General features: G+C 70.8%; 13 protein-coding genes. 11 read left to right on the forward strand and 2 right to left on the reverse strand.

What is annotated here, in order from left to right; all coding sequences use genetic code 11:
* Positions 1–115 precede the first annotated feature (115 nt).
* Both ACSFA7_RS20910 and ACSFA7_RS20915 read left to right on the forward strand, forming a co-directional pair.
* On the forward strand, positions 116–727 hold the full coding sequence (locus ACSFA7_RS20910) for an RNA polymerase sigma factor (protein ID WP_435501139.1): 612 nt from the start codon (positions 116–118) through the stop codon (positions 725–727).
* Between the two features lie 111 nt (positions 728–838).
* Positions 839–1,465 carry a transposase gene (locus ACSFA7_RS20915; RefSeq protein WP_435501140.1) on the forward strand — a complete coding sequence of 209 codons (627 nt, stop codon included), beginning with the start codon at positions 839–841 and terminating at the stop codon, positions 1,463–1,465.
* Here ACSFA7_RS20915 and ACSFA7_RS20920 read toward each other — a convergent pair.
* Complete coding sequence (locus ACSFA7_RS20920) at positions 1,462–1,911, reverse strand: type II secretion system protein N (RefSeq protein WP_435501141.1); 450 nt, start codon at positions 1,909–1,911, stop codon at positions 1,462–1,464. The two genes, ACSFA7_RS20915 and ACSFA7_RS20920, sit on opposite strands and share 4 nt — an antisense overlap.
* Positions 1,912–2,028: 117 nt before the next feature.
* On the opposite strand from ACSFA7_RS20920, the gene ACSFA7_RS20925 reads away from it, so the two are divergent.
* Genes ACSFA7_RS20925 through ACSFA7_RS20935 form a run of 3 tightly spaced genes read left to right on the forward strand, consistent with a single transcriptional unit; the run spans position 2,029 to position 3,594 of the window.
* Positions 2,029–2,535 (forward strand): prepilin-type N-terminal cleavage/methylation domain-containing protein, encoded by a 507-nt coding sequence (locus tag ACSFA7_RS20925; protein ID WP_435501142.1) that lies wholly within the window; start codon positions 2,029–2,031, stop codon positions 2,533–2,535.
* 3 nt (positions 2,536–2,538) lie between these two features.
* Positions 2,539–2,910, forward strand: coding sequence for a type II secretion system minor pseudopilin GspI (gene gspI / locus ACSFA7_RS20930; protein ID WP_435501143.1), 372 nt, complete (start codon positions 2,539–2,541; stop codon positions 2,908–2,910).
* Entirely contained in the window at positions 2,911–3,594 is a 684-nt protein-coding gene (locus ACSFA7_RS20935; RefSeq protein ID WP_435501144.1) for a PulJ/GspJ family protein, read from the forward strand.
* A 26-nt stretch (positions 3,595–3,620) separates the two neighbouring features.
* On the opposite strand, the gene ACSFA7_RS20940 is transcribed toward ACSFA7_RS20935, so the two are convergent.
* The gene (locus tag ACSFA7_RS20940; RefSeq protein ID WP_435501145.1) at positions 3,621–4,001 is read right to left on the reverse strand and encodes a hypothetical protein; all 381 of its coding nucleotides are present in this window, start codon (positions 3,999–4,001) and stop codon (positions 3,621–3,623) included.
* A gap of 227 nt (positions 4,002–4,228) precedes the next feature.
* Between ACSFA7_RS20940 and ACSFA7_RS20945 the strand changes: the two genes are divergently transcribed.
* From ACSFA7_RS20945 to ACSFA7_RS20970, 6 genes are all read left to right on the forward strand, one after another.
* Positions 4,229–4,945: a secretin and TonB N-terminal domain-containing protein gene (locus ACSFA7_RS20945; protein ID WP_435501146.1), complete on the forward strand. Its 717-nt coding sequence runs from the start codon at positions 4,229–4,231 to the stop codon at positions 4,943–4,945.
* A gap of 17 nt (positions 4,946–4,962) precedes the next feature.
* A complete protein-coding gene (locus tag ACSFA7_RS20950) occupies positions 4,963–5,523 on the forward strand; it encodes an RNA polymerase sigma factor (RefSeq protein ID WP_435501147.1) in 561 nt (186 codons plus the stop codon).
* Between the two features lie 31 nt (positions 5,524–5,554).
* Positions 5,555–6,523, forward strand: a complete 969-nt coding sequence (locus tag ACSFA7_RS20955; RefSeq protein ID WP_435501148.1) for a FecR family protein — start codon at positions 5,555–5,557, stop codon at positions 6,521–6,523.
* Between the two features lie 121 nt (positions 6,524–6,644).
* A complete protein-coding gene (locus ACSFA7_RS20960; RefSeq protein ID WP_435501149.1) occupies positions 6,645–19,208 on the forward strand; it encodes a filamentous haemagglutinin family protein in 12,564 nt (4,187 codons plus the stop codon).
* Positions 19,209–19,467: 259 nt separating this feature from the next.
* Positions 19,468–21,114: a ShlB/FhaC/HecB family hemolysin secretion/activation protein gene (locus tag ACSFA7_RS20965; RefSeq protein ID WP_435501150.1), complete on the forward strand. Its 1,647-nt coding sequence runs from the start codon at positions 19,468–19,470 to the stop codon at positions 21,112–21,114.
* Positions 21,115–21,335: 221 nt separating this feature from the next.
* Positions 21,336–23,141: a DUF2341 domain-containing protein gene (locus ACSFA7_RS20970; RefSeq protein ID WP_435501151.1), complete on the forward strand. Its 1,806-nt coding sequence runs from the start codon at positions 21,336–21,338 to the stop codon at positions 23,139–23,141.
* Positions 23,142–23,157 lie beyond the last annotated feature (16 nt).

The following is a 23,157-nucleotide window of genomic DNA, read 5'->3' on the forward strand; positions in this document are numbered from 1 at the left end:
CCCGGCGCCCGGGCAGGCGGGCGCACTCGTTCTTCCTTGGTTTCAAGGCTTGGCCTTTCCCTCGGCCGGAGATCCCGGCCGGCGGCAAGCGCCCGGCGTTCAGCGGACATCCAACATGACTCCAGACTTCCAGGCCTTCGGCCATGCAGCGGACCGGTTCTCCTCGCTACCGCCTTCGTTCTGGCGCCTGCTCGACGAACACGCCGAGGCGCCCGCGCCCGAAGTGCGCGCGCCCAAACCCGCGGCGCCCGCGATGGATCTGCAGGCGCATCTCACGGCCCACTACGGCCCGTTGCACCGGCGTCTGGAACGGCACCTGGGATGCGCCGATTTCGCGCGGGAGTGCCTGCACGACGCATGGCTGCGCCTGGCCGAGCGCCCGCCGCAGGAGGCGCCCGCGAACCCCGATGCCTACGTGTACCGCGTGGCATGCAACCTCGCGATGGACAGCCTGCGCGCGCGCAAGCGCTGGCCCGCGTCGAACGAGGCGGGCGGGGACCTGGACGTCATCGCCGACCTGCAGCCCGGCCCCGAGCTCATCGCCGAGGCGCGCTCGGAAGTGGCCGCGGTGGACCGTGCGATGCAGCGCCTGCCGCGGCGCCACCAGTCGGTGCTGCTTGCGCTGCGCTGGCACGAGATGTCGCGCCAGGAAGTGGCCCGGCGCCACGGCGTCTCGGTGCGCAAGGTGGACACCGCGCTCAGGCAGGCCCTTGGCGCGCTGCGCTGAATCCGCCAACGGGGTACGGGGGGAACGCGAACCGAATGCGCCGCTTGCCCCTCCCGTGCCACCGTCACGCATCCTGTTGCATAGTCGTTCGGGGAATGAAGGGAACAGAAGATGAAGTGGATGTCGCCCATGCGGGTCACCATGCAGGAGCTGGATGCCAAGCTGTCGAAGATCGTCGAACGCGCCCGCGAGGGGCCGGTGGCGGTCAACCGCTACGGATCGCCCTGGGTCTGGATCGTGAGCCACCAGGCCTGGGTGCAGGCCGACAACCTGCGCGCGCTGGTGCCGCAGGGCCACCCGCTGGTGGCGCTGCATGACCTGGTGGAAGACGCGCTGCGCTACGAGCGCACGCTCCTGGCCGACCTGCAGCGCCAGCACACGTTCGGTATCGAGGCATCGACGCTCTTCAAGTGCCTGATCCTGCAGATCATCTATTCGCTTGAAGACGGCGAGAAGGTGCACGAGAGCCTCACCTACAACATGCTGTTCCGCTGGTTCGCGGGCTTCGAGAAGTTCGCCGACGAGCTGCCCGGACGCGGCGAGTTCACGCGCGAGCTGCAGGCGCTGGGCGCCGATCCGCGCGCGGTGCGCGTGGTGACGCGCTGCCTATCGAATACGTACCTTCCGGAATCCGGCGAGGGGGACTTCCGCGTCAACCGCGGGCTGCTGCACGCGCTCTCGACCTGGGCCTCGGTGAGCTCGGCGCCGGAGGCGAGGCCTCACGACGCGCTGCGCTAGGGTGCCGGGGTGATGGACGCCGCGCGCACGATGCCGGGGCTCGCGGGCTGCGGCAGCACGGGCGCGGCGATGCGCTCGGATACGCCCGCCTTGTCGATCACCACCGCGCCGGCTTCGATGGCCGAGAGCGTGACCGATCGCGTCAGCGCCTCGCCCACGCGGTACGGCCGGGGCGCCGCGCCGTTGACGGCGAGCACGGCAACGCCATGGTCCGCACCCTTGATCAAACCCTTGACCGCGATGTTGGCCCGGATCTCGCCGGGGCCGAACCATGCGGCCTGCGCATCGGCGGTCGAGTCGGGTTCGGCCGCCTGCGCTTGCGCGGCATGCGGCGCCGGCGTGGGCCGCGACAGCAGATGGCTCCACGTCGCGACGCCCGCGACCACCAGCAGCAGGCCTGCTGCATGGACGATGTACCGGGCGGGTGGTTTGACGGGATCGGTCATCGTGTTTTCCTGGGGCGGTTGCGGACTGCATGTCTATCACAGGGGCGTTGGGGTTTCGTGTCACACGGCGCGCCTAGCATCGAGAGCGGCCTCGTCAATCAACCGGACCCGCGTGAGATGAAGGTGTGCCTGCCACTGCGAACCACCGCCGCGCATGCGTGCGGCTTCTCGCTGATCGAACTGATGATCGTGATGGTCATCATCGGCATCGCGACCGCGGCGATCAGCCTCGCCATCGCGCCCGACCCCGCGCAGGAATTGCGCCGCGATGCGAACGAACTGGTGCGCCGCTTCGTCATCGCGCAGAACGAGGTGCGCGCCGATGGGCGCGTCATTGCCTGGCAGGCGGACAGCGACGGCTATCGCTTTTCGCGCGGCACTTGGCAGGCGGTGCCGGGCAGCGCGATACCGGTGGTGTCGACGCTGGGCGCGCTCGACACCTTCGCGCGCGACGACATGCTCGGCCCCACCGCGTGGCGCACCGGGTCGGTGGAAGTGACGCCCGCCGGGCCGGTGCTGCTCACGTCCGAGGCGATCGGCACGCGCTGGCAACTGGTGCTGCGTCATGGCGGCGCGACCGTGACGGTGCTGCGCGACGCGGCGGGCGGCTACGAGGTCCGATAGACCATGCGCTCACGCAAAGCCAAGGGCTTCACGCTGATCGAGGTGCTGATGGCGCTCTCCATCGTCAGCATCGCGCTCGCGGCGATCGTGCGCGCGTCGAGCCTCACCATCACCAACCTCGGCATGCTGGAGCAGCAGTCGCTGGCGATGCTGTCTGCGGAGAACAGCCTGGCGGAGCTGCGCATGGGCCAGGGGCCGGCGGGGCCTGGCGTGGTGCGCGGCCCTTGTTCGCAAGGCAGCGTGCGGCTGGTGTGCCGGCTCGAGGCCGGCGCCGTCGTCGATGGACTGCGGCTGGTGACGGTGGATGTGTATCTCGTGGACGATGGCGACCGGCGCCTCGCTTCGCTGCAGACGCGCGTGCTGGAGGGCCGCTAGATGACGCGCCGGCCGCAGGCGGGCTTCACGCTGGTCGAGGTGATGATCGCCATCGCTCTCATGGCCGTGCTGAGCGTGATGGCGTGGCGCGGCCTGGACAGCGTGACCCGCGCCAACAGCATGCTCGAGGAGCGCACCGAGGGCATCGCACTGCTGCTGCGCGCGCTCGATCAACTGGACCGCGACCTCGCCTTGCGCGCCACCACCGAACTGTCGTCGCGCGAGATCGATGCCTTGCAGGCCGCTGCCGATGCGGGAGCGAATGCGGCGGACGCGAAAACCGCAGCGCCGCCGCCGACCGCCGAACTGCTGCCGCCCGCAGTGCAGGTGCGCCGCCAGACCGGCTTGCCGTTCTTCATGGAAATCATCCGTGCCGCGCCTGCCGCACCCGGCCATTGGCAGCGCGTGCAATGGTGGCAGCGCGGCAACGTGCTCTACCGCGCGGCGGGCGTGGCGTCGGCGTCGTATCCCTTGCCCGCGCCGGAGGAGGCATCGCGCGTCGTGGTGCTGAACGATGTGGCCGCGTCGCGGGTGCGCGCGTGGGAGCCGGGGCGGGGATGGCGCAGCCTGCCGACGGTTGCATCCGCGCGCGCAAGTGCGACCGGGCTGGAGTTGGCATTCGATGTGCGGGCAGCCGGCGGCGGCAGCATCCAGACTTTCCGCCGCGTCATTTCGCTCGATTGAAGAAGCCGCCCGAAGGGGCGCGGCAATCAGCGCCGGTTGATCAACGGCGAAGCCGGAGCCACCGGCGGTGGGCGCTGCGGGTAGACCGAGGTGCCGAAGTTGTTGCCCATGCGATGTCCGGTCGCCGCGCGGTTGAAGAGGCCGAGCTGGTTCGAGGGCCGCTGCGTGATCGCCTCCGATGCCATGCCGGGTTGCGCGCCGTCGGGTCCACGCGGCGAGGCTTTCGGTTGCAGCTTCTGCGTGAGGCAGTCGTAGGAGGGCGCGCGCTCGCCGTTGACGGTGACTTCCGCGCAGCTGTCCGCGCCGGTGCCGCTCACGCTCGCCGCGTCCGTTCCCTGTGCCTGCGCAGCGGCCTGACCGCAGAGGACGCACACCAACGCAGTGACCATGCCGTACAGGAATTTCATGCGGGTGCGCGCCTCTCGATCGCTTGGAAGGCGGCAGTCTAGGGCGCATGCAAGTCAACGAGAAGACGAGAAGACGAGAAGACGAAGGGCGGCCGTGTGGCGTGCAAACCAAACGTCACATGTCGGTCATCGGCGCCGGATAGTCTCGCCGCTGCACGCGCCCGGCCCGCATGGCGGATGGCCGCACTTCCCAGGACTTTCTCTCTCTCGCTGTTGATCTCCGCCACATGACACGTACTTCCGCATCGGGCGGTGCCCTGACACTGTCCTGGTGTTTCGTCGTGGCGTTGATGATGGTCGCGCGCATGGCCGCCGCCCAGGCCGTTGCCGATGGCGAACCGCTTCGATTCGACCTGCCGGCCCAGCCGCTGGAAATCTCTCTCTCTGTCTTCGGCCGGCTCACCGGGCACTCGGTGCTGGTGGCCAGCAGCCTCACGGCCGGACGCGAAGCGGCCGCCGTCCAGGGCGACTTCGCGCCGCGCGAAGCGCTGCAGCGCATGCTCGCGGGCAGCGGCCTCGCGGCGCGCTACATCGGCGCGGATGCCTTCACGCTCGTGCCGGTTCCTTCATGGCCGTCCGCGCGCGAGAGGAGGGCCGACGAGAACGCGCCCAAGGCAGATGCCGCTGCCGCCCAGGCTGGATATGCCGCCGTGTTGCAGGCATCGATCACGCGCGTGCTCTGCATCGCGCAACCCGATGTCTTCGGTCGCTATCGCCTCGGCCTGCAGATCTGGATCGATGCCGCCGGGCTCGTGAACGAGGCGCACCTGATCGAAGGCAGCGGCTTCGCGCAGCGCGATGCGCTCGTGCTCGCCACCCTGGGTTCGCTGCAGATGGACGCGCCGCCCCCGCCGGGGATGGCGCAGCCCGTGACCATTCTCCTGACCCCGCGTGCCGACCCCGCGCGAGATTGCCGGCCCTGGCGTGGCGCGCAGGCGGGCTGAGCAACGGAACAACCTGCATGCCCGATTCGATCAAGGCCTCGCTGCGCGCGCTGTTCCTCGCGCGCTACGCCCAGTTCAGGAAGCACCTGCAGATCCGCCTCGGCTCGGAAGACCTGGCCAACGATGCGTTGCAGGAGGCGTACCTGCGCGTGGAGAGCGCCAACGTGCGCACCGCGGTGCGCTTTCCTTCGGCGTACCTCTTTCGCATCGCGCTCAACGTCGCCGAAGACCAGCGCAAGAGCAATTCGCGCCTGCTGAGCGTGGGCGAGGTCGAAGCGCTCTACGACATGGCCGACGAGATGGCCGACCCGGCGCGCGGCGCCGAGGCCCGAAGCGAGCTCGAGGCATTGGAACGTGCGCTGGCCGAGCTGCCGCGGCGCCGCCGCGCCATCGTGCTGGCCGCGCGCGTGGACGAGATGCCGCACAAGGACATTGCCGCGCGCTACGGCGTCTCGGCGCGCACGGTCGAGAAGGAACTGCGCGCGGGCCTGGAGCATTGCTGCGAGAGATTGGGGAGAGATTTCATCCAGCGCTTCGGTCCCGGCGCCGGAAAACAGTCTGAGCGTGATGACAGCTGAAAAATCCGATCGATCCGCGGACGGCGAAGCCATGAAGACCCTGCAACGCGAGGCCGGGGCCTGGGTCGTGCGGCTCGGCTCGCACCAGGCGACCGAAGACGACGCACAGGCCTTCAAGCGCTGGTGCGCGCAGAGCCGCGCCCACGCGGACGCGTTCGCGCGGGCCCGAGAGGTATGGCAGGCGATGGCGCCCGCCGCGCTGCGCGTTCGGCAGGACGAGCGCCGGCACGGCGAGCGGCAGACGCATGCGCGCAAGCCCGCCGCCGGCCGCCGCGCCTTCCTGGGCGGTGCGGTGGCTGCGTCGGTCGCCTACCTTGCGGTGCGGCCGCCGCTGCAGCTGTGGCCTTCCGTCACGGAGTGGGGCGCGGACTACCGCACCGCCACCGGCGAGCAGCGTGAAGTGGCAATGGCGGATGGGGTGGTGCTGCAGATGAACACGCAGACCCGGGTCAATGTGCTGCGCACGGCCGAGGGCACCGAGAGCGGCGAGGGCATCGAGCTGCTGGCCGGCGAAGCCGAGATCGCGACGCAGGCCTCGGCACGCGTCACGGTCTCGGCTGCCGACGGCGTGGTCTCGGCGGTCCGCGCGCGCTTCAACATCCGCAATACCGACGGCGAGGTCTGCGTCACCTGCATCGCGGGCCAGGTCGAGGTGGCCCGCGGCGCGCAGCGCGTGGCGCTCGACGAGGGCCGGCAACTGCGCTATGGCGCCGCGGGCATGGGCGCCGCCGTGCCGGTCGACACCGGCGCGGTCACGGCCTGGCGCCGGCGGCTGCTGGTGTTCGAGCAGGTGCCGCTCGCGCAGGTGGTGGCCGAGGTCAACCGCTACCGGCACGGCCGCCTCATCCTCACCAGCGAGGCGCTGGGCCGCAGCCTCGTGCAGGCGAGCTTTTCCATCGACCGGCTCGACGACGTGGCTTCGCTCGTGCGCGAGGCCTACGGCGCGGAGGTCACGCAGTTGCCCGGCGGCATCGTGCTGCTCGGGCAGGCGAAGGCTTGAGCATCCGGGCTTCGTGAAGATTTCGTGACATGGTGCAGTCGCCCCGCACCCTGGCTGTCATAGCTCGGTAGACCACGGGCCGCCCGCTTTCAGGGCGCGCTTCGTGGCATCGACTCGAGCAATGAAACACGAACCCATGGAAGTCCGCATGCAACGCAGCAGCACGGTGGCCCGGCGCAACACGAACCCTTCTTCCTTCTTTCCGAAGGCCCGCCTCACGCCGCTGGTGCATGCCGTCGTGGCGATGCTGGCCGCCGCCGCGACGGCGCAGGGCGCGCACGCGCAAAGAGCATTCAGCAGCGCATGGATGGCGCAGAAGAACATGGTGCAGAACACCGCTGTCGCCACCGGCCGGCTGCCCAACGGCATGCCCGCATCGGCACTCACCAGCCCGCAGGCGCAGCAGCAGCGCGCGAGCGAGCAGTTGCAGCGCTCCATCGGCAACCTGAACCTCGCCGCGCGCGGCATCGCGGCGCAGCAGGCCGCACAGGAAGCCGCACGACGCGCGGCGCTGGAGAGCGGCACGGGCGTGCCCGACGGCCTTGCCGAGGGCGGCTTGCGCGTGGACACCGCCAGCCTTTCGGCCGGCTGGGCCAACGCCAACGCGCCGGTGCAGACGCAAGAAGGCGGCCGCACGCAGGTGAGCGTCACGCAGACCGGCGAGCGCGCGATCCTGAATTGGGAGACCTTCAATGTCGGGCGCAACACCACGCTGAAGTTCGAGCAGCAGCCCGGCTGGGCGGTGCTCAACCGCGTGAACGATCCGCTCGCGCGCCCCTCGCAGATCCAGGGCCGCATCCAGGCCGACGGCACGGTGATGGTGGTCAACCGCAACGGCATCGTGTTCAGCGGCAGCAGCCAGGTCGACACGCGCAACCTGCTCGCGGCGGCCGCGAATATTTCCGATGCGCAGTTCAACACGCACGGCATCTACAGCAACGGAACCACTGCGAGCTTCACCGGCGCCGGCGGGCGGGTGGAGGTCGAGGCGGGCGCGCGCATCGCCACGCGCGCGCCCGGTGCTTCCACCGAGGGCGGCGGCTATGTGCTGCTGCTGGGCAAGGAAGTGCACAACGCCGGCGACATCGCCACCCCCAAGGGCCAGGCCGCGCTAGCGGCCGGCGACAGCTTCGTCATCAAGAAGGGCGTGGGCACCGGCGGCAACCAGGGCTCCACCACGCGTGGCAACGAGGTCACGCCGCAATTCGACACCGACAGCCTCGCGGGCAAGGTGGTCAATACCGGACTGATCGTCGCGCGCGAAGGCGATGTGACGATGGCCGGGCGCGACGTGCAGCAGCGCGGCGTGGCACTCGCCACCACCACGGTCAACGTGCGCGGCACCGTGCATCTGGATGCGGTGGGCGCCGAGGGCAGGGCGGTTCTCGGCCAAGGGGCAACCACCGCCGTGGTGATCGACGCGGACGACCGGAGCACTGCGCTGGACAGCCAGCGCGATGGCCTGCGCAGCTCGCCGACAGCCACCGCCGACCAGACCCTTGTCGCGGTTCCCGACCGCCGCGACCAGTCGCGCATCGAGATCCGAAGCGGCGGCACGGTCGACTTCGAGGGCGAATCGCTGACGCTCGCGACCGGCGGCCAGATCGCCGTGGAGGCGGCCCGGCGCAGCCTGGTGCGCGAGGGCGCCCGGCTCGACGTCTCGGGTGCAGTGGGCGTGCGCGTCGCCATGGAGTCGAACAACGTCAAGATCAACGTCCAGGGCAACGAGCAGCGCGACGCGCCCGTCAACCGCGACGGCAAGGGCCTGAACAACAACGACCTGTGGATCGACCGGCGCAGCCTGGTCTTCGTGCCCAAGGGAACCAACGGCTACGTCAGCGACCGCTGGTACACCGCCGGCGGCCTGCTGGAGGTCGGCGGCTATCTCGGCACCGAAGGCCACACCGCCGGCGAATGGATGGCCCAGGGCGGCACGCTGCGCTTTGGCGGCGAGGACGTCGTGACCCAGGCTGGCTCCAGCATCAACCTCTCGGGCGGCACGCTCGACGTGCAGACCGGCTTCATCCGCCAGACCTGGCTCAAGGGCGCGGACGGCCGCCTGTACGAGGCCTCGAGGGCGCCGGGCGACCAGCGCTACGACGGCATCTACCGGGGCTTCGAGGACGCGCACAAACGCTGGGGCGAAAAAACCAAGGGGTTCTTCTACAACCCGCTGATCGGACCGCAGCAGCGCCTGGAGAACGGCTACACGGTCGGGCGCGACGCCGGCAAGCTGGTCGTCGCCACCCGCGCCGCGGTGCTCGAGGGCGACATCGTGAGCGAGGCCTTCCAGGGCGCGCGCCAGACCCAGGCACCGCAGGCCGCGCTGGACGGCTACGGCCAGTCGCACGACGCCGTGGCCCAGCGCGGCCAGCTCGTTGTCGGCGACTACATGCCGACGCTCGACCGGCGCACGGGCGCGCTCTACCACGCGCTGAGCGCGGTGACGGACCAGGTGGCGCTCAAGGAGACGGACGAACGCATCGCGGCATCGCTGGATCTGGACACGGCCCTGCCCGCCGAGCGGGCCGGCCGCGTGGTGCTCGACACGGCGCGGCTCAACGGCTTTGCGCTCGGCGGTATCCGCATCGCCGCGCTCAAGGGCATCGAGGTCGATGGCGATCTGCAGGTGGCCTCGGGCGGCAACATCACGCTGTACGGCGACGACGTCGCGGTGCGCGCCAACCTCACCGCGCACGCCGGCAGCATCTCGCTGGGCAACGTGCTCGCGCAGACGGCCAGCACCGGCGCGGGCGACACCGTGGTGAACCCGAAGGATGCCGTGGGCAACGTGACCCTGGCCGAGGGCGTGACGCTGGACGCAAGCGGCCTGTGGAGCAACCTGGAGCGCGATGCGAACGCGGACAACCTCGCGCATGCGAACGGCGGCAGCGTGTCCATCCGTGGCACCGGCGATGTGACCTTGCAGGGCGGCAGCCTCATCGACGTGTCGTCGGGCGCGGTCCTGCAGCGCAACGGCAAGACCGTCGGCGGCAAGGGGGGCAACGTGACGCTGGCGACCACGCAGAGCAAGGGCGAACTCCGTCTGGACCCTGGTGCGCAGCTGCGCGGTCATGGCGTGGCGGGCGGCGGCACGCTGGCACTGCAGGCCGGCAGGGTGCTGGTTTCCGATCGACCGACGGACACCGAAACCGGCAGCGGTGCGCTCGTGCTTGGCGGCAATTTCTTCGACAAGGGCTTCTCCGCGTACGAGGTCACCGGCAGCCAGGGCTTGTTGGTGGCCGACGACACGCAGGTCGAGGTGACGATGCCGGTGTACCGCTTCAGGGACAACGCGCGCGATGTGGCGACCGGCGGCGCCCCGGTCCAGGCGCTCGAACTGTGGACGCCACCGCTCTATCAGGAAGACGCGGTGAATGCCGTGCTCCTGCAACGCAAGGGTGCAAGCCTGAGCCTGCAGGCCGGCCGCAGCCTGGCCGCCGAAGTGGACCCGCAGGCGAGCCCGCTGGTCATCGGGCGCGGCGCGCGCATCGAGGTCGATCCGGGGCAGGCGATCGCGCTGCGCGGCGCAGGGCAGATCACCATCGACGGCACGCTGCTCGCGCGCGGCGGCAGCATCGACGTGCGCCAGCAGCAGTTCGGTTCTCTCGACGTGGCCGAGGTCACCCCGGTGGCGGACGGCAAGGTGCACCAGCGCTCGATCTGGATCGGCGACACCGCGGTGCTCGACGTATCGGGCACCGCGCACACCGCCATCGACGTGCACGGGCGCACCTACGGGCGCGTGGACCGCGGCGGCAGCATCGTGCTCGGCGGCGCGATCGACCACGACCGCGCGGTAGCCACCTCGACCGATGCGTATGTGATCGTGCGTCCGGGCGCGAAGCTCGACGCCTCGGGCGCGCAGGCCGTGCTGCACGTGCCGGGCCAGGGGGCCACCATCGTCGCCACGGACGGCGGGCGCATCTCGCTGAGCTCGTACCTCGGCCTGCACATCGACGGCTCGCTGCGCGCGGCGGCCGGCGGCGCGGGAGCGGCGGGCGGTTCGCTGGACATCGCGCTGGAGTCCCCGCTGTACGACAGCACCGGCCTGGACCGGGCGCAGGACGCGGCCATCGCGCCGCGCGAGATCACGGTGTCGCAACACCATGAAGCGACGCTGCCGGCCGAACTGGCGCCCGGCCAGGCGAGCGAGGGCCTGCGCTACGGCAAGACCCGTCTTTCAGCCGACCGCCTCGGCGCGGGCGGCTTCGACAACCTCGCGCTGCTGGCGAACGGACAGCTCTCGTTCGACGGCGACGTGGCGCTGCGCATGGGTCAGAGCCTCAAGCTCATCGCGACTTCGCTGTCGCTCGCCGACGGCTCGCCCGCATCGGCGCACGTGCAACTGGCGGCGCCCTACGTCACGCTCTCGGGCACCGGCAAGTACTACGAGAGCAACGGCATGCTGCGGCCCCGCGCGCTGCACGGCATCACCACGCTGGACTCCGAGGCCGTGCTCTCGGTGCATGCCGGGCAATTGCTCGACCTGGGCAACAGCCTCTCGATCGGCACCAAGGGCGCCTATGCCGAGCGCACCGAGTTCGCGCCGGTGCACGTCGAGCGCCGCGGCTTCCAGACGGTCGAGCTGGCGAGCGATGGCGACATGCGCTTCTTGCTGCCCACCGACAACGAGCCGCGTTCGCGCTTCTGGACGCCCGGCGACCTCACGCTGGCGGCCGCGCAGCTCTATCCGGAAACCGGCGCCACCGCGCAGATCAACGCGGGCTACCGCACCGACGCGGAATCGGGCCGCTCGGTGTTCGACCCCGAGCGCGTGCTGCGCATCGAACGGCGCGGCGACACCCCGGCGGGCGTTCCGTATTCGGCCTTCGGCACGCTGGAGATCGGCGCCGCCGTGATCGAGCAGGGCGGCGTGGTCCGCGCGCCGCTGGGCAGCCTCAAGATCGGGAGCGACGGCCAGCAGGGCACCTCGCGGTTGAATCTGCTGCCGGGCAGCATCACCTCGGTGAGCGGCGCCGGCCTCGTGATGCCCTATGGCGGAACGACTGACGGCATCGACTACCGCTACGACGGCCGCACGGTGTCGCTCGTGGGCGCCGGCGGCATGGCCACCAACGGTTACATGACCACGGGCATCAGCCTCGCCTCGCAGCAGGTCGACGTGCAGTCCGGCGCGGTGCTCGACCTCTCCGGCGGTGGCGAACTGGCCGGCGCGGGCTTCGTCTCCGGTCGCGGCGGCTCGACCGACGCGCGCCTTCATCCCCTCATGCAGGTGGGCGCCGACGGCCGCTTCTCGTTGCCCTCGCTGTCTTCCAATGCGGTGTACGCCATCGTGCCCGGGGCGCAGCCGCTGGCGGCCCCGGCAGGCGGTCCGGCCGGCGCGTCGCAGGCGGCAGCCGGTCGGCAGATCACCATCGGCGCGGGCGTGCCGGGGTTGCCCGCGGGCACCTACACGCTGCTGCCCTCGACCTACGCACTGCTGCCGGGCGCCTTCCGCGTCGAGCTCAACGGCGCGCCCGGCAGCGGCTCGGGCATCGTGGGGGCGCAGGCGATGCGCAACGGCTCGTGGTCCGGCGCGGGCGTGCTGTCGGTGGCCGGGACGGGCCAGCGCGAGAGCCTCGCGAGCCAGGTCATCGTGACGCCGGCCGACGTGCTGCGCACCTACTCGCAATACAACGAAACGAGCTATGCCGATTTCGTGCGCGCCGACGCGGCGCGACTGGGCGTGCCGCGCGCGATGCTGCCGGCCGACGCGCGCTCGCTGGCCTTCAGCCTCACGGCCGGCCGCGACGAGCTGGGCCTGAACTTCGAGGGCCTGGCCCGCTTCCAGACCGCCGCCGGCGGCCTCGGTGGCACGGCCATGGTGCTGGGCGGCGACATCGAGGTGCTGGGCGCGGGGCAGGCGCGCACGACCGGCCACGAAGGCGTCTCGGTCCGCTCGGACACGCTCAACGCGCTGGGCGCCGACCGGCTGGTGCTCGGCGCGGTGCCCACCGTGGTCTACGGGCAGCAGGGGCGGTACGTCGGCTTCACCACGCCGGCCAGCCACGTCACCTTGCGCGCGGGCGCGTCGCTGCAGGCGCCCGAGGTCTTCCTGGCGGGCCACGACCTGGCCGTGGAAGCCGGCGCCGGCATCTCCACGCTGGGGCAGGGCGCCGCGATCTACGACTCGTCCGCGGGCTACGTCTACCAGCCCGGCGCGTCGAGCCTGCTGGCCGTCTCGAACGGCCGGCTCGACGTGCTGGCGCCCGCGGCCGCAGGCGAGGGCTCCATCCTTCTGGGCGTGTGCACGACGTCGCCGTGCCAGGGCAGCAGCACCTTCTATTCGGAGGGCACGCTCACGGCGGCCACCAACGGCGCGTTCGAGCTGAACGAAGCGGCGCGCTACGGCACGCGCCACCTCGCGCTGGCGGTGGGCGGCGTGAACGCGGGCTCGGCCGCGTCGCTGGCCGACGCCCAGGCGCGCGGCGTGCTCGCGAGCGGACTCACGCTGACACAGGACGTGCTGCAGCGCCTCTTGAACGGCGACACCAGCACCGGCGCGCCGGCGCTCGAATCGCTCACGCTCACGGCGCGCGACGCCATCAACTTCTACGGCAGCGTCACGCTCGACACCGTCGATCCGGCCACAGGCAAATCGAAGCTCGATACGCTGGTGCTCGGCACACCCGCGATCTACGGCCACGGTGCGGCCGGCGACGTGGCGACCATCCGAACCCGCAACCTGGTCTGGAGCGGCGCGACCCAGGCGCCCGGCGCGGTGATTGCCGGCGGCGCGGGCACCGGCAGCGGCACGCTCGACATCCAGGCCGCGCGCATCGAACTGGGCGACGCGCCCCACACCATCAGCAACGGGCAGGACGACGATGCGCGCCTTGCGCTCGGCTTCGCCACCGTGAAGCTGGGCGCGAGCGAGCGCCTCACGGCCAGCCGCAGAGGCAGCCTCGCGGTCCACCAGAGCCAGGGCGCCTACGAGGAGGGCAAGGGCTACGCCTACAGCGGCGGCAACCTGGAGATCTCGACGCCGCTCATCACCGGCGATGCCGGCGCGGTCGCCCGCATCACCGCCGGCGGCATCTTGCGCATCGGCGCGCCCGAGGGGAGCCGATACGACGCGTCGGCCGCGAAGGCCATCCAGGCACTGGGCGCGGACCTGTCGTTCAGTGCCGGCAGCATCGTGCTGGACACCGCCATCGTGCTGCCCAGCGGCAAGCTCACGATGACCGCGCAGGACGACATCGCACTGGCCGACGGCGCCTTCATCGACGTCGGCGGCCGGAAGCTCGCCTTCAACGACGTCGACAAGTTCAGCTGGGGCGGCGACGTCGGCCTGGAGAGCCACGCAGGCAGCATCCGCCAGGCGGCGGGCGCGACCATCGACCTCGCGGCCGAGGGCAACCGCGCAGGCACGCTCAAGGCGGTGGCGCTTGGCGCGTCGGCCGGCGCGGTCGACCTGCAGGGCCGCATCCTGGGCGCGAGCAGCGGCCATTACGACGCGGGCGGCACGCTGGTGCCGTTCAAGGCGGGCAGCGTGGACATCCGCGCGCAGCGCCTGGGCGACGGCGGCACGCCGAGCGAGCAGTTCGCCGCGCTCAACCAGCGCCTGAACGAAGGCGCCGTGTTCGGCGCGCGCAGCTTCCAGCTCAAGCAGGGCGACCTCACCATCGGCGACGGCCTGAAGGCCGGAGAGATCAGCGTGTCGGTGGACCACGGCAGCCTCACGGTGCAAGGCACCATCGACGCGAGCGGCGAGCGCGTGGGCAGCATCCGCCTTGCGGGCAGGAACGGCCTGACCATCGGCGGCAATGCGCTGCTGGATGCGCACGGCACGGTGCTGCGCGTGGACAGCCACGGCAGGATCATCGATGCGCCCAACCGCGCCATCGTCGAATTGAACAGTGGGGACGGCATGCTCACCCTCGCGGGCGGCGCACGCATCGACCTGCGCCACGGCACCGGTGCCACCGTGGGCAGCCAGCCGGGACAGCACGACGGCCAGAAGCGTGGCACGCTCGACCTGTATGCGGCACGCACCGGCGAGACCAGCGGCGACATCCGCATCGATGCCAGCGGCAGCCTGGCCATCGACGGTGCGCGCACCATCGCGCTCAACGCCGTCTGGCGCTACGACGACACCGACCCGCTGGCCATCATCCGGGACGGGCAGGATTCGGTGAGCGGCCGTCCGTACCGCGAGATCAACCAGGCCTACATGGATGCCAAGCACGCGCAGAGCGTGAAGTTCATCGACGCCGCGCTCGCCAACGGTGCGCTGATCAACGGCAAGCTCGCGGGCCTGAACAACGCCGCCTACGCCGATGCGCTGCACCTGCGCCCCGGCGTGGAGATCGCGACCGACAAGGACCTGGTGGTGCAGGGCGACCTGGACCTCTCGGGCTACCGCTACGCGAGCCTCAACGCGCGCACGCAGAAGACCGGCGTGTACGGCTCCGGCGAAGCCGGCAGCCTGGTGCTGCGCGCCGCGGGCAACATGGACGTCTACGGCAGCATCAACGACGGCTTCGCGCCGCCGCCCGTGACGCCCGACGAGGATGGTTGGGCGCTGGTGCCGGGCGTGCAGCCCTACAACGGCGACCTGGTGCTGCCGATCGGCGGCGTTCGCGTGGCCGAGGGCACCGCGTTCCCGTCGGGCGCGACGCTGAACTACGACCTGCCGATGCAGGCGCTGACGCTGGGCGAGGCGGTGCGCCTGCCCGCGTCCGCGACGCTGGCGCAGCCCCTCACGCTGGCCGCGGGCACCGTGCTGGCCGCCGATGTGCGCGACGCAGCAGGCGCGCTGCTGCATGCGCGCGGCACCCTGCTCAAGGAGGCCGTGGTGCTGCCAGCGGGCACGCTGCTGGGTGCGGGCACGCCGCTGCCCAAGGGCGCCGCGCTGCAGGCGATGGTCTGGCCCAAGGGTGTGCCGCTGCCGGTGGCCTTCGAGAACGATGTCCTGCGCCGCACCGTGCTGCTCGGCGGCGCGCTCGACCTGCAGCGCGGCGCGCTCATTCCCTCGGCCACGCGCGTCGTGCTCGAAGAGGGCGTGGGCTTCATCGAACTGCGCCCGGCCAGCGACGGCACGCGGGGCCGCAACTGGGCGCTGGCGCCGATGCTGCCCGCGGGGAGCGAGTCGTGGTCGGTACGCCTGGTGGCCGGCGCCGACCTGGATGCGGCCGACACCCGCATCGCGATGGCGAAGGCCGGCAGCCTGCGCTTCGCCGACACCCACTATGGCGCCACCGTCACCAAGGGGGGCGGCACGCTGGTCTGGGCGCCGGACAACGGCTGGGGCATGCCCGCGGGGCAGCCGGTGACCGAGGACGAGAAATGGTTGTGCGAGCTTCTGAGCCCGACCGACTGCGTCAGCAAGACGGGCGTCGTGTGGGCGCCGGACAACGTCTTCGGCGAGCCCGCGGGAGCCCCGGTTCCCGACGAGTACCTGGCGCTCTGCGAGATCATTGCCGGGTCGTGCATCGACTACGGCTCGGCGACCAACGTTCTCACTGCGCACGGCCAGTCGCTCAGCGTGGTGCGCACGGGCACCGGCGACCTCGACCTGGTCGCCTCGGGCGACGTGGACGTGCGCTCGCTCTACGGCATCTACACCGCCGGCACGCAGTCGGCGGGCGTCGATCCGCGCTTCGACCAGGCGCGCGGCACCGCGCCGGGCGCGACCAGCGTGCTGGGCACGGGCGGCGCCGGCTACGAATCGCTGGTGGCGGGCGACGGCCGCGTCTACCGGGCCTGGTTTCCCGAGGCCGGCGGCAACCTCACGGTGCGCGCGGGCGGCGACATCACGGGCGACATGCTCTCGTCCACCCTCAACGACCCGGTGCAGCAGTCCAGCGCGCTGGTGGGCAACTGGCTCTGGCGCCAGGGCGACGGCAGCGCGCAGTTGCCGACGGCGTGGTGGATCAATTTCGGCAGCTACGCGGTGGACCCGGCGGGCGTGCTGGGGGCTGACGTCAAGCCCTCGCTGGTGGGCTTCACCGGTTTCGGCACGCTCGGCGGCGGCAATGTGCGGATGGAGGCGGGCGGCAACGCCGGCATGCTGGCGCGCAAGGGCACGGCCCGCAGCCAGGGCCTGGTGGTGGCGGTCGGCAGCACGGGCCGTGTGGCCGACGACGGCAGTCTCGTGCTCACCGGCGGCGGCGACATCGACGTGCGCATCGGCGGCGGCATCAACAGCTCGCAACAGGCGCGCGGCAACGCCAACAGCATGGACATTCCGAACCACGACCTGCAAGGCGCGCTGGTCAACCTGCGCGGCGCCACGCAATTGAGCGCGGCGTCCGTCGGCGGCATGATCCTGGGCGGCCGCAACCTGAAGGACCCGCGCGCCTTCGACCCCTTCGCATCGAACCGGGCCGAATCGACCGGCGGCCTCGTGCTGGTTCCCGGCGACTCGACCATCCGCATCGACACGCTGGGCGACCTGGTGGTGGGCGGCGCGGGCGACCCCGGCCGCGTGCCGATGCTCAACAGCTCGCCTTTCGGCGCGCAGGGCGGCGGCGGGTTGAGCTGGTTCTCGCTGTGGACCGGGCGCACCGCCATCGATCTCTTCTCAGCCGGCGGCAGCCTCACGCCGAGCACCCAGATGAGCGAGGGCACGCAGAACGGCCTGGTCAACGGCACCAACGTCGCGTCCACCGACTACCGCTTCGTCTATCCGTCGATCCTGCGTGCGGTGGCCGCGGGCGGCAGCATCTACAGCGGCGCCGCGGCCAATGCGGCGAGCGACAGCACCAACGAGTACACGTCGCGCACCTCGCTGCTGCTGGCGCCGTCCCGCAGCGGCCAGCTCGAACTGCTCGCGGGCGATTCGATGTACATGGGGGGCTACGCCATCAACCAGTCAGGCGCCGACCCCGCGCAGATGCCCGGGCCGCTGAACCCGGCGTTCGCCGGCTTCGAGGGCAACACGCGCGTGGCCAGCAACCTGGGCACCGGCGGCCTGGAGATGAACGCGCGCACCGATCCGTTCCGCCTGTTCGCCTTCGTGCCAGAGACCTATGCGGGCGCGCCGGGCGACGCGCCGCGCACGCCCGCGCGCTTCTATGCAATGGCCGGCGACATCGTTGGCCTGCGCAGCGGGGAGATCCTGGCGCGCCGCGATGGCGCCACCTGGTACGAGGCGGCTGCGCCGGCCTGGGTGATGGCCGGGCGCGACATCGTGAGTGCGGGCACGGCGCTCGGCGTGCCGACTGCCGTGAGCCTGGGCACCGGCTCGAACAACGAGGCGACATCCACCGGCAATCTGGCGGTCCATGGCCATGCGCAGGACGTCTCGCGCATGGTCGCCGGCCGCGACATCCTCTACAGCAGCTTCAACGTCGCCGGCCCCGGCACGCTGGAGGTGAGCGCAGGGCGCAACATCGTGATGGAAGACCGCGCGGCCGTCGTGAGCCTCGGCCCGCTGGCCGCGGGCGACAAGCGGCCCGGCGCGGGCATCGCGATGATGGCCGGCATGGGCGCGCAGGGCGCCGACTACGCCGGCTTCCTCGCGCGCTATCTCGACGCCTCCAACCGCGCGCAGGCCGGCACGCCGCTGGCCGACCAGCCCGGCAAGGTCGTGAAGACCTACGAGGCCGAGCTCTTCGCATGGCTCGCCGACAAGGACAACGGCCTGGGCTTCAGCGGCACGGCGGACGAGGCGCAGGCCTTCTTCGAGGCGCTGCCTGCGGCGCAGCAGCGCGTGTTCGCGCGGCAGGTGTACTTCGCGGAACTGAAGGCCGGCGGGCGCGAATACAACGACACCGACGGCGCGCGTTTCGGCAGCTACCTGCGCGGGCGCAATGCCATCGCGGCGCTGTTCCCCGAGGCCGATGTCGCGGGTACGCCGATCAGTTATCGCGGCGACATCACGATGTACGGCGCGGCCGGCGTCAACACGCGGTTCGGCGGCGGCATCCAGATGCTCACACCGGGCGGCGCGCAGGTGTTCGGCATCGAGGGTGGTGTGCCGGTGGCCAGGGGCGGCGTCACGCCGGGGGTCATCACCCAGGGCGAAGGCAACATCGCCCTCTATTCGCTGGGCAGCATCCTGCTGGGCCAGAGCCGGATCATGACGACCTTCGGCGGCCACATCATGGGCTGGTCGGCAGAGGGCGACATCAATGCCGGCCGGGGATCGAAGACGACGGTGGTCTACACGCCGCCCAAGCGCGAGTACGACGCGTGGGGCAACGTGACGCTCTCATCGGACGTGCCGAGCACGGGCGCGGGCATCGCGACGCTCGCGCCCATTCCCGAGGTGCCGGCCGGTGACATCGACCTGGTCGCACCGCTGGGCACCATCGATGCGGGCGAGGCCGGCATCCGCGTGTCGGGCAACGTGAACCTGGCGGCGCTGCAGGTGGTGAACGCGGCCAACATCGCGGTCAAGGGCGAGTCGGTGGGCCTGCCTGCGATCGCGGCGGTGAACGTCGGCGCGCTGACCGGCGCGAGCGCCGCGTCGTCGCAGGCGGCCTCGGCTGCGCAGGACGCGGTGCAGCGCGAGCGCAGCGCGCAACGCCAGGCGCTGCCTTCGGTGTTCACGGTGCGCGTGCTCGGCTTCGGCAACGAGGCCGAAGGCGGCGGCGACACCACCGCGCCGAAGGCGCGTGAACCGCACGCGGGCTACGACCCGCAGGGCGTGGTGCAGGTGCTGGGCACCGGCACGCTCACGGCCGCGCAGAGGCAGTCGCTCACGCCGCGGGAGCAACGCGGCCTGAAGCAATAGGCGGGCGGGGCTGGCGCACCGCGAAGGATCGCGCCGGAAGACCGCGCGAAAGAAAAGGGCCTCCCGCGTGGAGGCCCTTCTTCTTAAGCGCGCAAAACCGCCCGCCGCGATTTCTTGATGAAGTTTTCGTGACAAACGACAGTCGCCGCGCGCGCTGCACGTCTAGATATCCGTACGCAGCAGCGACATGAAGGCTCTCCATCATGAACACGCTGCCCCGCGAGCTTCATCCTTGAGAACCGAGCTGTAAATGCATGACATGAAGAAGAAAGGCCCACCGGCGCGCTGGAGAGCGGTGTGGCTGGCCACGATGGCGATGGGCGCGCAGGGAGCGGCCTTCGCACAGACGCCTGCGGCGGAACCCGCACCGGCCGCCTCGACGCCGGCAGCTGCGACGGCAGCGCCGGAGTCCGTGCGCAAGGTCGACATCAACGAATACATCGTGCGCGGCAACACTGTGCTGGACGCGCGCGCCATCGAAAAGGCCGTCACGCCTTTCCTGGGTCCCGAGCGCACGCTGAAAGACGTGGAAGGCGCGCGCGATGCACTGCTCGCGGCCTACCAGGCGGCGGGCTACCAGTCGGTGTACGTCGACCTGCCCGAGCAGCAGGTGACGCAGGGCGTGGTGTTCCTGCAGGTCAACGAGACCCGCGTGGGCCGCGTGCGCGTGGTGGGCGCCGAGTACAACTCGCCGCTCGACGTGCGCGACCAGGTGCCCGCGCTGAAGGAGGGCGGCGTGCCCAACTTCAACGCGGCGCAGTCCGAGCTCTCCGCGCTCAACCGCGGCCCCAAGCGGCAGGTGATGCCGCTGGTGCGCCAGGGCAGCATGCCGGGGACCATGGACGTGGACCTCAAGGTCGAGGACTCGAGCCCGTGGCGTGCGAGCGTCGGCCTCAACAACGACTACAGCGCCGACACGCGCAAGCTGCGTGCGACCGCCTCACTCGGCCACGACAACCTCTGGCAGCTGGGCCACAGCGCCTCCATCAGCTTCTTCGGCGCGCCGCAGGACCTGAGCCAGACCAAGGTGATCTCCGCCTCCTATGCCGCGCCGTTCGCCGGCACCAACTGGAGCGTGGAGGCCAATGCCTTCGTGTCCGACAGCAACGTGGCCACGGTGGGCGGCACCGACGTGCTGGGCAAGGGCAACTCCTTCGGGCTGAAAGCGACCTACACGGTGCCCAACGCCGGCAACTGGTGGCATGCGTTCAGTGTCGGCATCGACTTCAAGAACAACAAGGAGGCGCTGACGCTCAAGGGCAGCGGCGACACCGTGCCGCTGAAGTACGCGCCGATCACGCTCTCCTACTCGGGCTTCCGCCAGACGGAGAAGGGTCAGTACGGCGTGGGCGTCTCGCTGGTGGTGGGCACCAGCAGCTCGTTCAAGTACGGCAGCGACGAGGTCGAGTTCGACTACAAGCGCTACAAGTCCACGCCCCGGTTCATGGTGCTGAAGACCGACCTCAACGGCACGCACAACTTCGACGGCGGCTCGCAGCTTTCTTTCCGCTTCAACGGGCAGTTGGCCGACTCAGCGCTGGTGTCGAGCGAGCAGATCGCCGCCGGCGGCATGAACTCGGTGCGCGGCTATCTCTCGGCCGAGGCCACCGGCGACTACGGCGTGGTCGGCTCGGTGGAGCTGCGCAGCAAGCCGCTGACGTACCTGGGCAGCGCGGTGGAGAACTGGCGCGTCTATGCCTTCGCCGATGCGGCGCGGCTGCGCCTGAAGAGCCCGCTGGCCGAGCAGAACGACCGCTTCTCGCTGTACTCGGTGGGCGTCGGCACCACCTTCAAGGTCGGCCAGTACCTGGCCGGCCGCGTCGACATCGGCTACCCGCTCACGGACGGTCCGCGCACGAAGAAGCACGACCCGCGGGTGAATTTCAGCCTCACCGCGAACTACTAAGAGGCTGAGAGGCAATCCGACATGACCGCTCATCCCCCGCAAACGGCCCCACTCTGCGTTGCAAATGCTCGCCATAGCCCGAGCTATGGCTGCGCTTTGCGCCTTGATTGGGGCCGTTTGCGGGGGCTGCTCGGCCACGCCGAATTGCCTCTCAGCCTCTGATCCGCGCGGCGCCAAGTGTTCTTTCATTTTTTCTCACGAGTTTTCCGGAGACCCCTGTCATGCGACGAATTCTTCTCATCGTTCTCACGCTGCTGAGCACGCTCCTGCCGGGCCTGGCGCATGCCTGGTGGCAGGCCGAGTGGTCCTACCGCAAGCCCGTCACCATCGACGGCGGCCCGCAGGCCGGCGCCATCGGCAGCGATGCCGGGCGCGTGCCGGTGCTGGTGCGGCTGCATACCGGCAACTTCAAGTTCGAAGGCGTGAACGAGACCGGTGCCGACCTGCGCTTCGTCGCGGCCGACGACAAGACGGTGCTCAACCACCAGATCGAGCAGTTCGATCCGCTGCTGGGCATGGCGCTGATCTGGGTCGACGTGCCCAACGTCTCGGCCGGCACGCCTGCGAAGCTGTGGATGTACTACGGCAACCCGAAGGCGCCCGCCTCGGGCAACGGCCAGCGCAGCTTCGACCCCGACTACACGCTGGTCTATCACTTCGCCGAAGGCGCGGTGCCGCCGCGCGACACCACCGCCTACGGCAACAACGGCCAGACCTCGGCGGTGCCGGTCGAAGGCACCGTCATCGGCAAGGGCGCGCAGCTCGGAACCGGCGCGCTGATGTTGCCGGCCACGCCATCGCTCGCGGTGCAGGCCGGCGGTGCGCTCACTTTCTCCGCATGGGTGAAGCCCGACCAGCTCGGCGCGCGCCAGGCGATCTATGCGCGCCGCGACGGCGCCGGCGAACTCGTGGTCGGCATCGACCAGGGCGTCCCCTTCGTGCAGGTCAACGGCCAGCGCAGCACGCCGGGCCAGCCGGTGCAGGCCGGGCAGTGGTCGCACATCGCCGTGAAGGCCGAGGGCGAGAACGTGGCGCTGTATGTGGGCGGGCGCCCCGCGGTGTCGCTCGCGGCAAAGCTGCCGGCACTGAACACGGCCGCCGCCATCGGCGCCGACGCGCCGACCGGCGCACCTGCGCCGCAGGGCGCACAGCCCGCGGCAGCCTTCGCGCCGTTCACCGGCGCCATCGACGAAGTGCGCCTCTCGAAGGTCGCGCGTGCCGATGCATTGCTGCTGGCCGATGCCGTGTCGCAGGGCGCCGAGTCGCGCCTCACCGTCTTCGGTGCCGACGAGCAGCAGGCCGGCAAGAGCCACTTCGGCTTCATCCTCGCCGCGATGCCGCTGGACGCGTGGGTCGTGGTGGGCCTGCTGGGCCTGATGATGGTGCTGTCGTGGGCCATCATGATCGGCAAGGGCCGCAGCTATGGCGCCACCTCGCGCGCCAACGGCATCTTCATCGAGCACTTCCGCGAAGCCGCCGGCGCGCCGCTCGACCGCCTGGCCGTGAGCAACTCGGTGCCCGAAGACGTGCGCGCCGATTCGTCGCTGTGGCGCCTGTACGAAGTGGCGATCGACGAGATGCGCCGCCGCCATGACCGCGGCTATGACCTGAGCGCCGTGTCCAACGCCACCATCGGCGCGATCCGCGCCGCCATGGACGGCGTGATGGTGCGCGAGACCGAGCGCATGTCCAAGCGCATGAACTGGCTCTCGACCACCATCGAAGGCGCGCCCTACGTGGGCCTCTTCGGCACGGTGATCGGGATCATGCTGGTGTTCGTCGTCGCGGCCATGGCCGGCGCGGTGGACATCAACTCGGTGGCCCCCGGCATGGCGGCCGCGCTGCTGTGTACCGCCGCGGGCCTGGGCGTCGCGATTCCGGCGCTCTTTGGCTACAACTGGCTCGCCTCGCGCTCGGACGCCATCGGCGCCGACATGGCGGTGTTCGTCGACGAGTTCGTCACGCGCCTGGCGGAAGAGCAGGGCGAGGGCCGCTCCTTGCCGCACGCCGTGGCCAAGCGCGCCTGAGATCGAACGACACGCC

This window comes from Variovorax trehalosi (genome assembly GCF_051216415.1).
Lineage (GTDB): Bacteria > Pseudomonadota > Gammaproteobacteria > Burkholderiales > Burkholderiaceae_C > Variovorax.

Excerpts from the sequence above, each read along its gene's own strand:
- ACSFA7_RS20910 (WP_435501139.1), top strand. The coding sequence starts at position 116 with ATGACTCCAGACTTCCAGGCCTTCGGCCATGCAGCGGACCGGTTCTCC.
- ACSFA7_RS20915 (WP_435501140.1), top strand. The coding sequence starts at position 839 with ATGAAGTGGATGTCGCCCATGCGGGTCACCATGCAGGAGCTGGATGCC.
- ACSFA7_RS20920 (WP_435501141.1), bottom strand. The coding sequence starts at position 1,911 with ATGACCGATCCCGTCAAACCACCCGCCCGGTACATCGTCCATGCAGCA.
- ACSFA7_RS20925 (WP_435501142.1), top strand. The coding sequence starts at position 2,029 with ATGAAGGTGTGCCTGCCACTGCGAACCACCGCCGCGCATGCGTGCGGC.
- gspI (WP_435501143.1), top strand. The coding sequence starts at position 2,539 with ATGCGCTCACGCAAAGCCAAGGGCTTCACGCTGATCGAGGTGCTGATG.
- ACSFA7_RS20935 (WP_435501144.1), top strand. The coding sequence starts at position 2,911 with ATGACGCGCCGGCCGCAGGCGGGCTTCACGCTGGTCGAGGTGATGATC.
- ACSFA7_RS20940 (WP_435501145.1), bottom strand. The coding sequence starts at position 4,001 with ATGAAATTCCTGTACGGCATGGTCACTGCGTTGGTGTGCGTCCTCTGC.
- ACSFA7_RS20945 (WP_435501146.1), top strand. The coding sequence starts at position 4,229 with ATGACACGTACTTCCGCATCGGGCGGTGCCCTGACACTGTCCTGGTGT.
- ACSFA7_RS20950 (WP_435501147.1), top strand. The coding sequence starts at position 4,963 with ATGCCCGATTCGATCAAGGCCTCGCTGCGCGCGCTGTTCCTCGCGCGC.
- ACSFA7_RS20955 (WP_435501148.1), top strand. The coding sequence starts at position 5,555 with ATGAAGACCCTGCAACGCGAGGCCGGGGCCTGGGTCGTGCGGCTCGGC.
- ACSFA7_RS20960 (WP_435501149.1), top strand. The coding sequence starts at position 6,645 with ATGAAACACGAACCCATGGAAGTCCGCATGCAACGCAGCAGCACGGTG.
- ACSFA7_RS20965 (WP_435501150.1), top strand. The coding sequence starts at position 19,468 with ATGAAGAAGAAAGGCCCACCGGCGCGCTGGAGAGCGGTGTGGCTGGCC.
- ACSFA7_RS20970 (WP_435501151.1), top strand. The coding sequence starts at position 21,336 with ATGCGACGAATTCTTCTCATCGTTCTCACGCTGCTGAGCACGCTCCTG.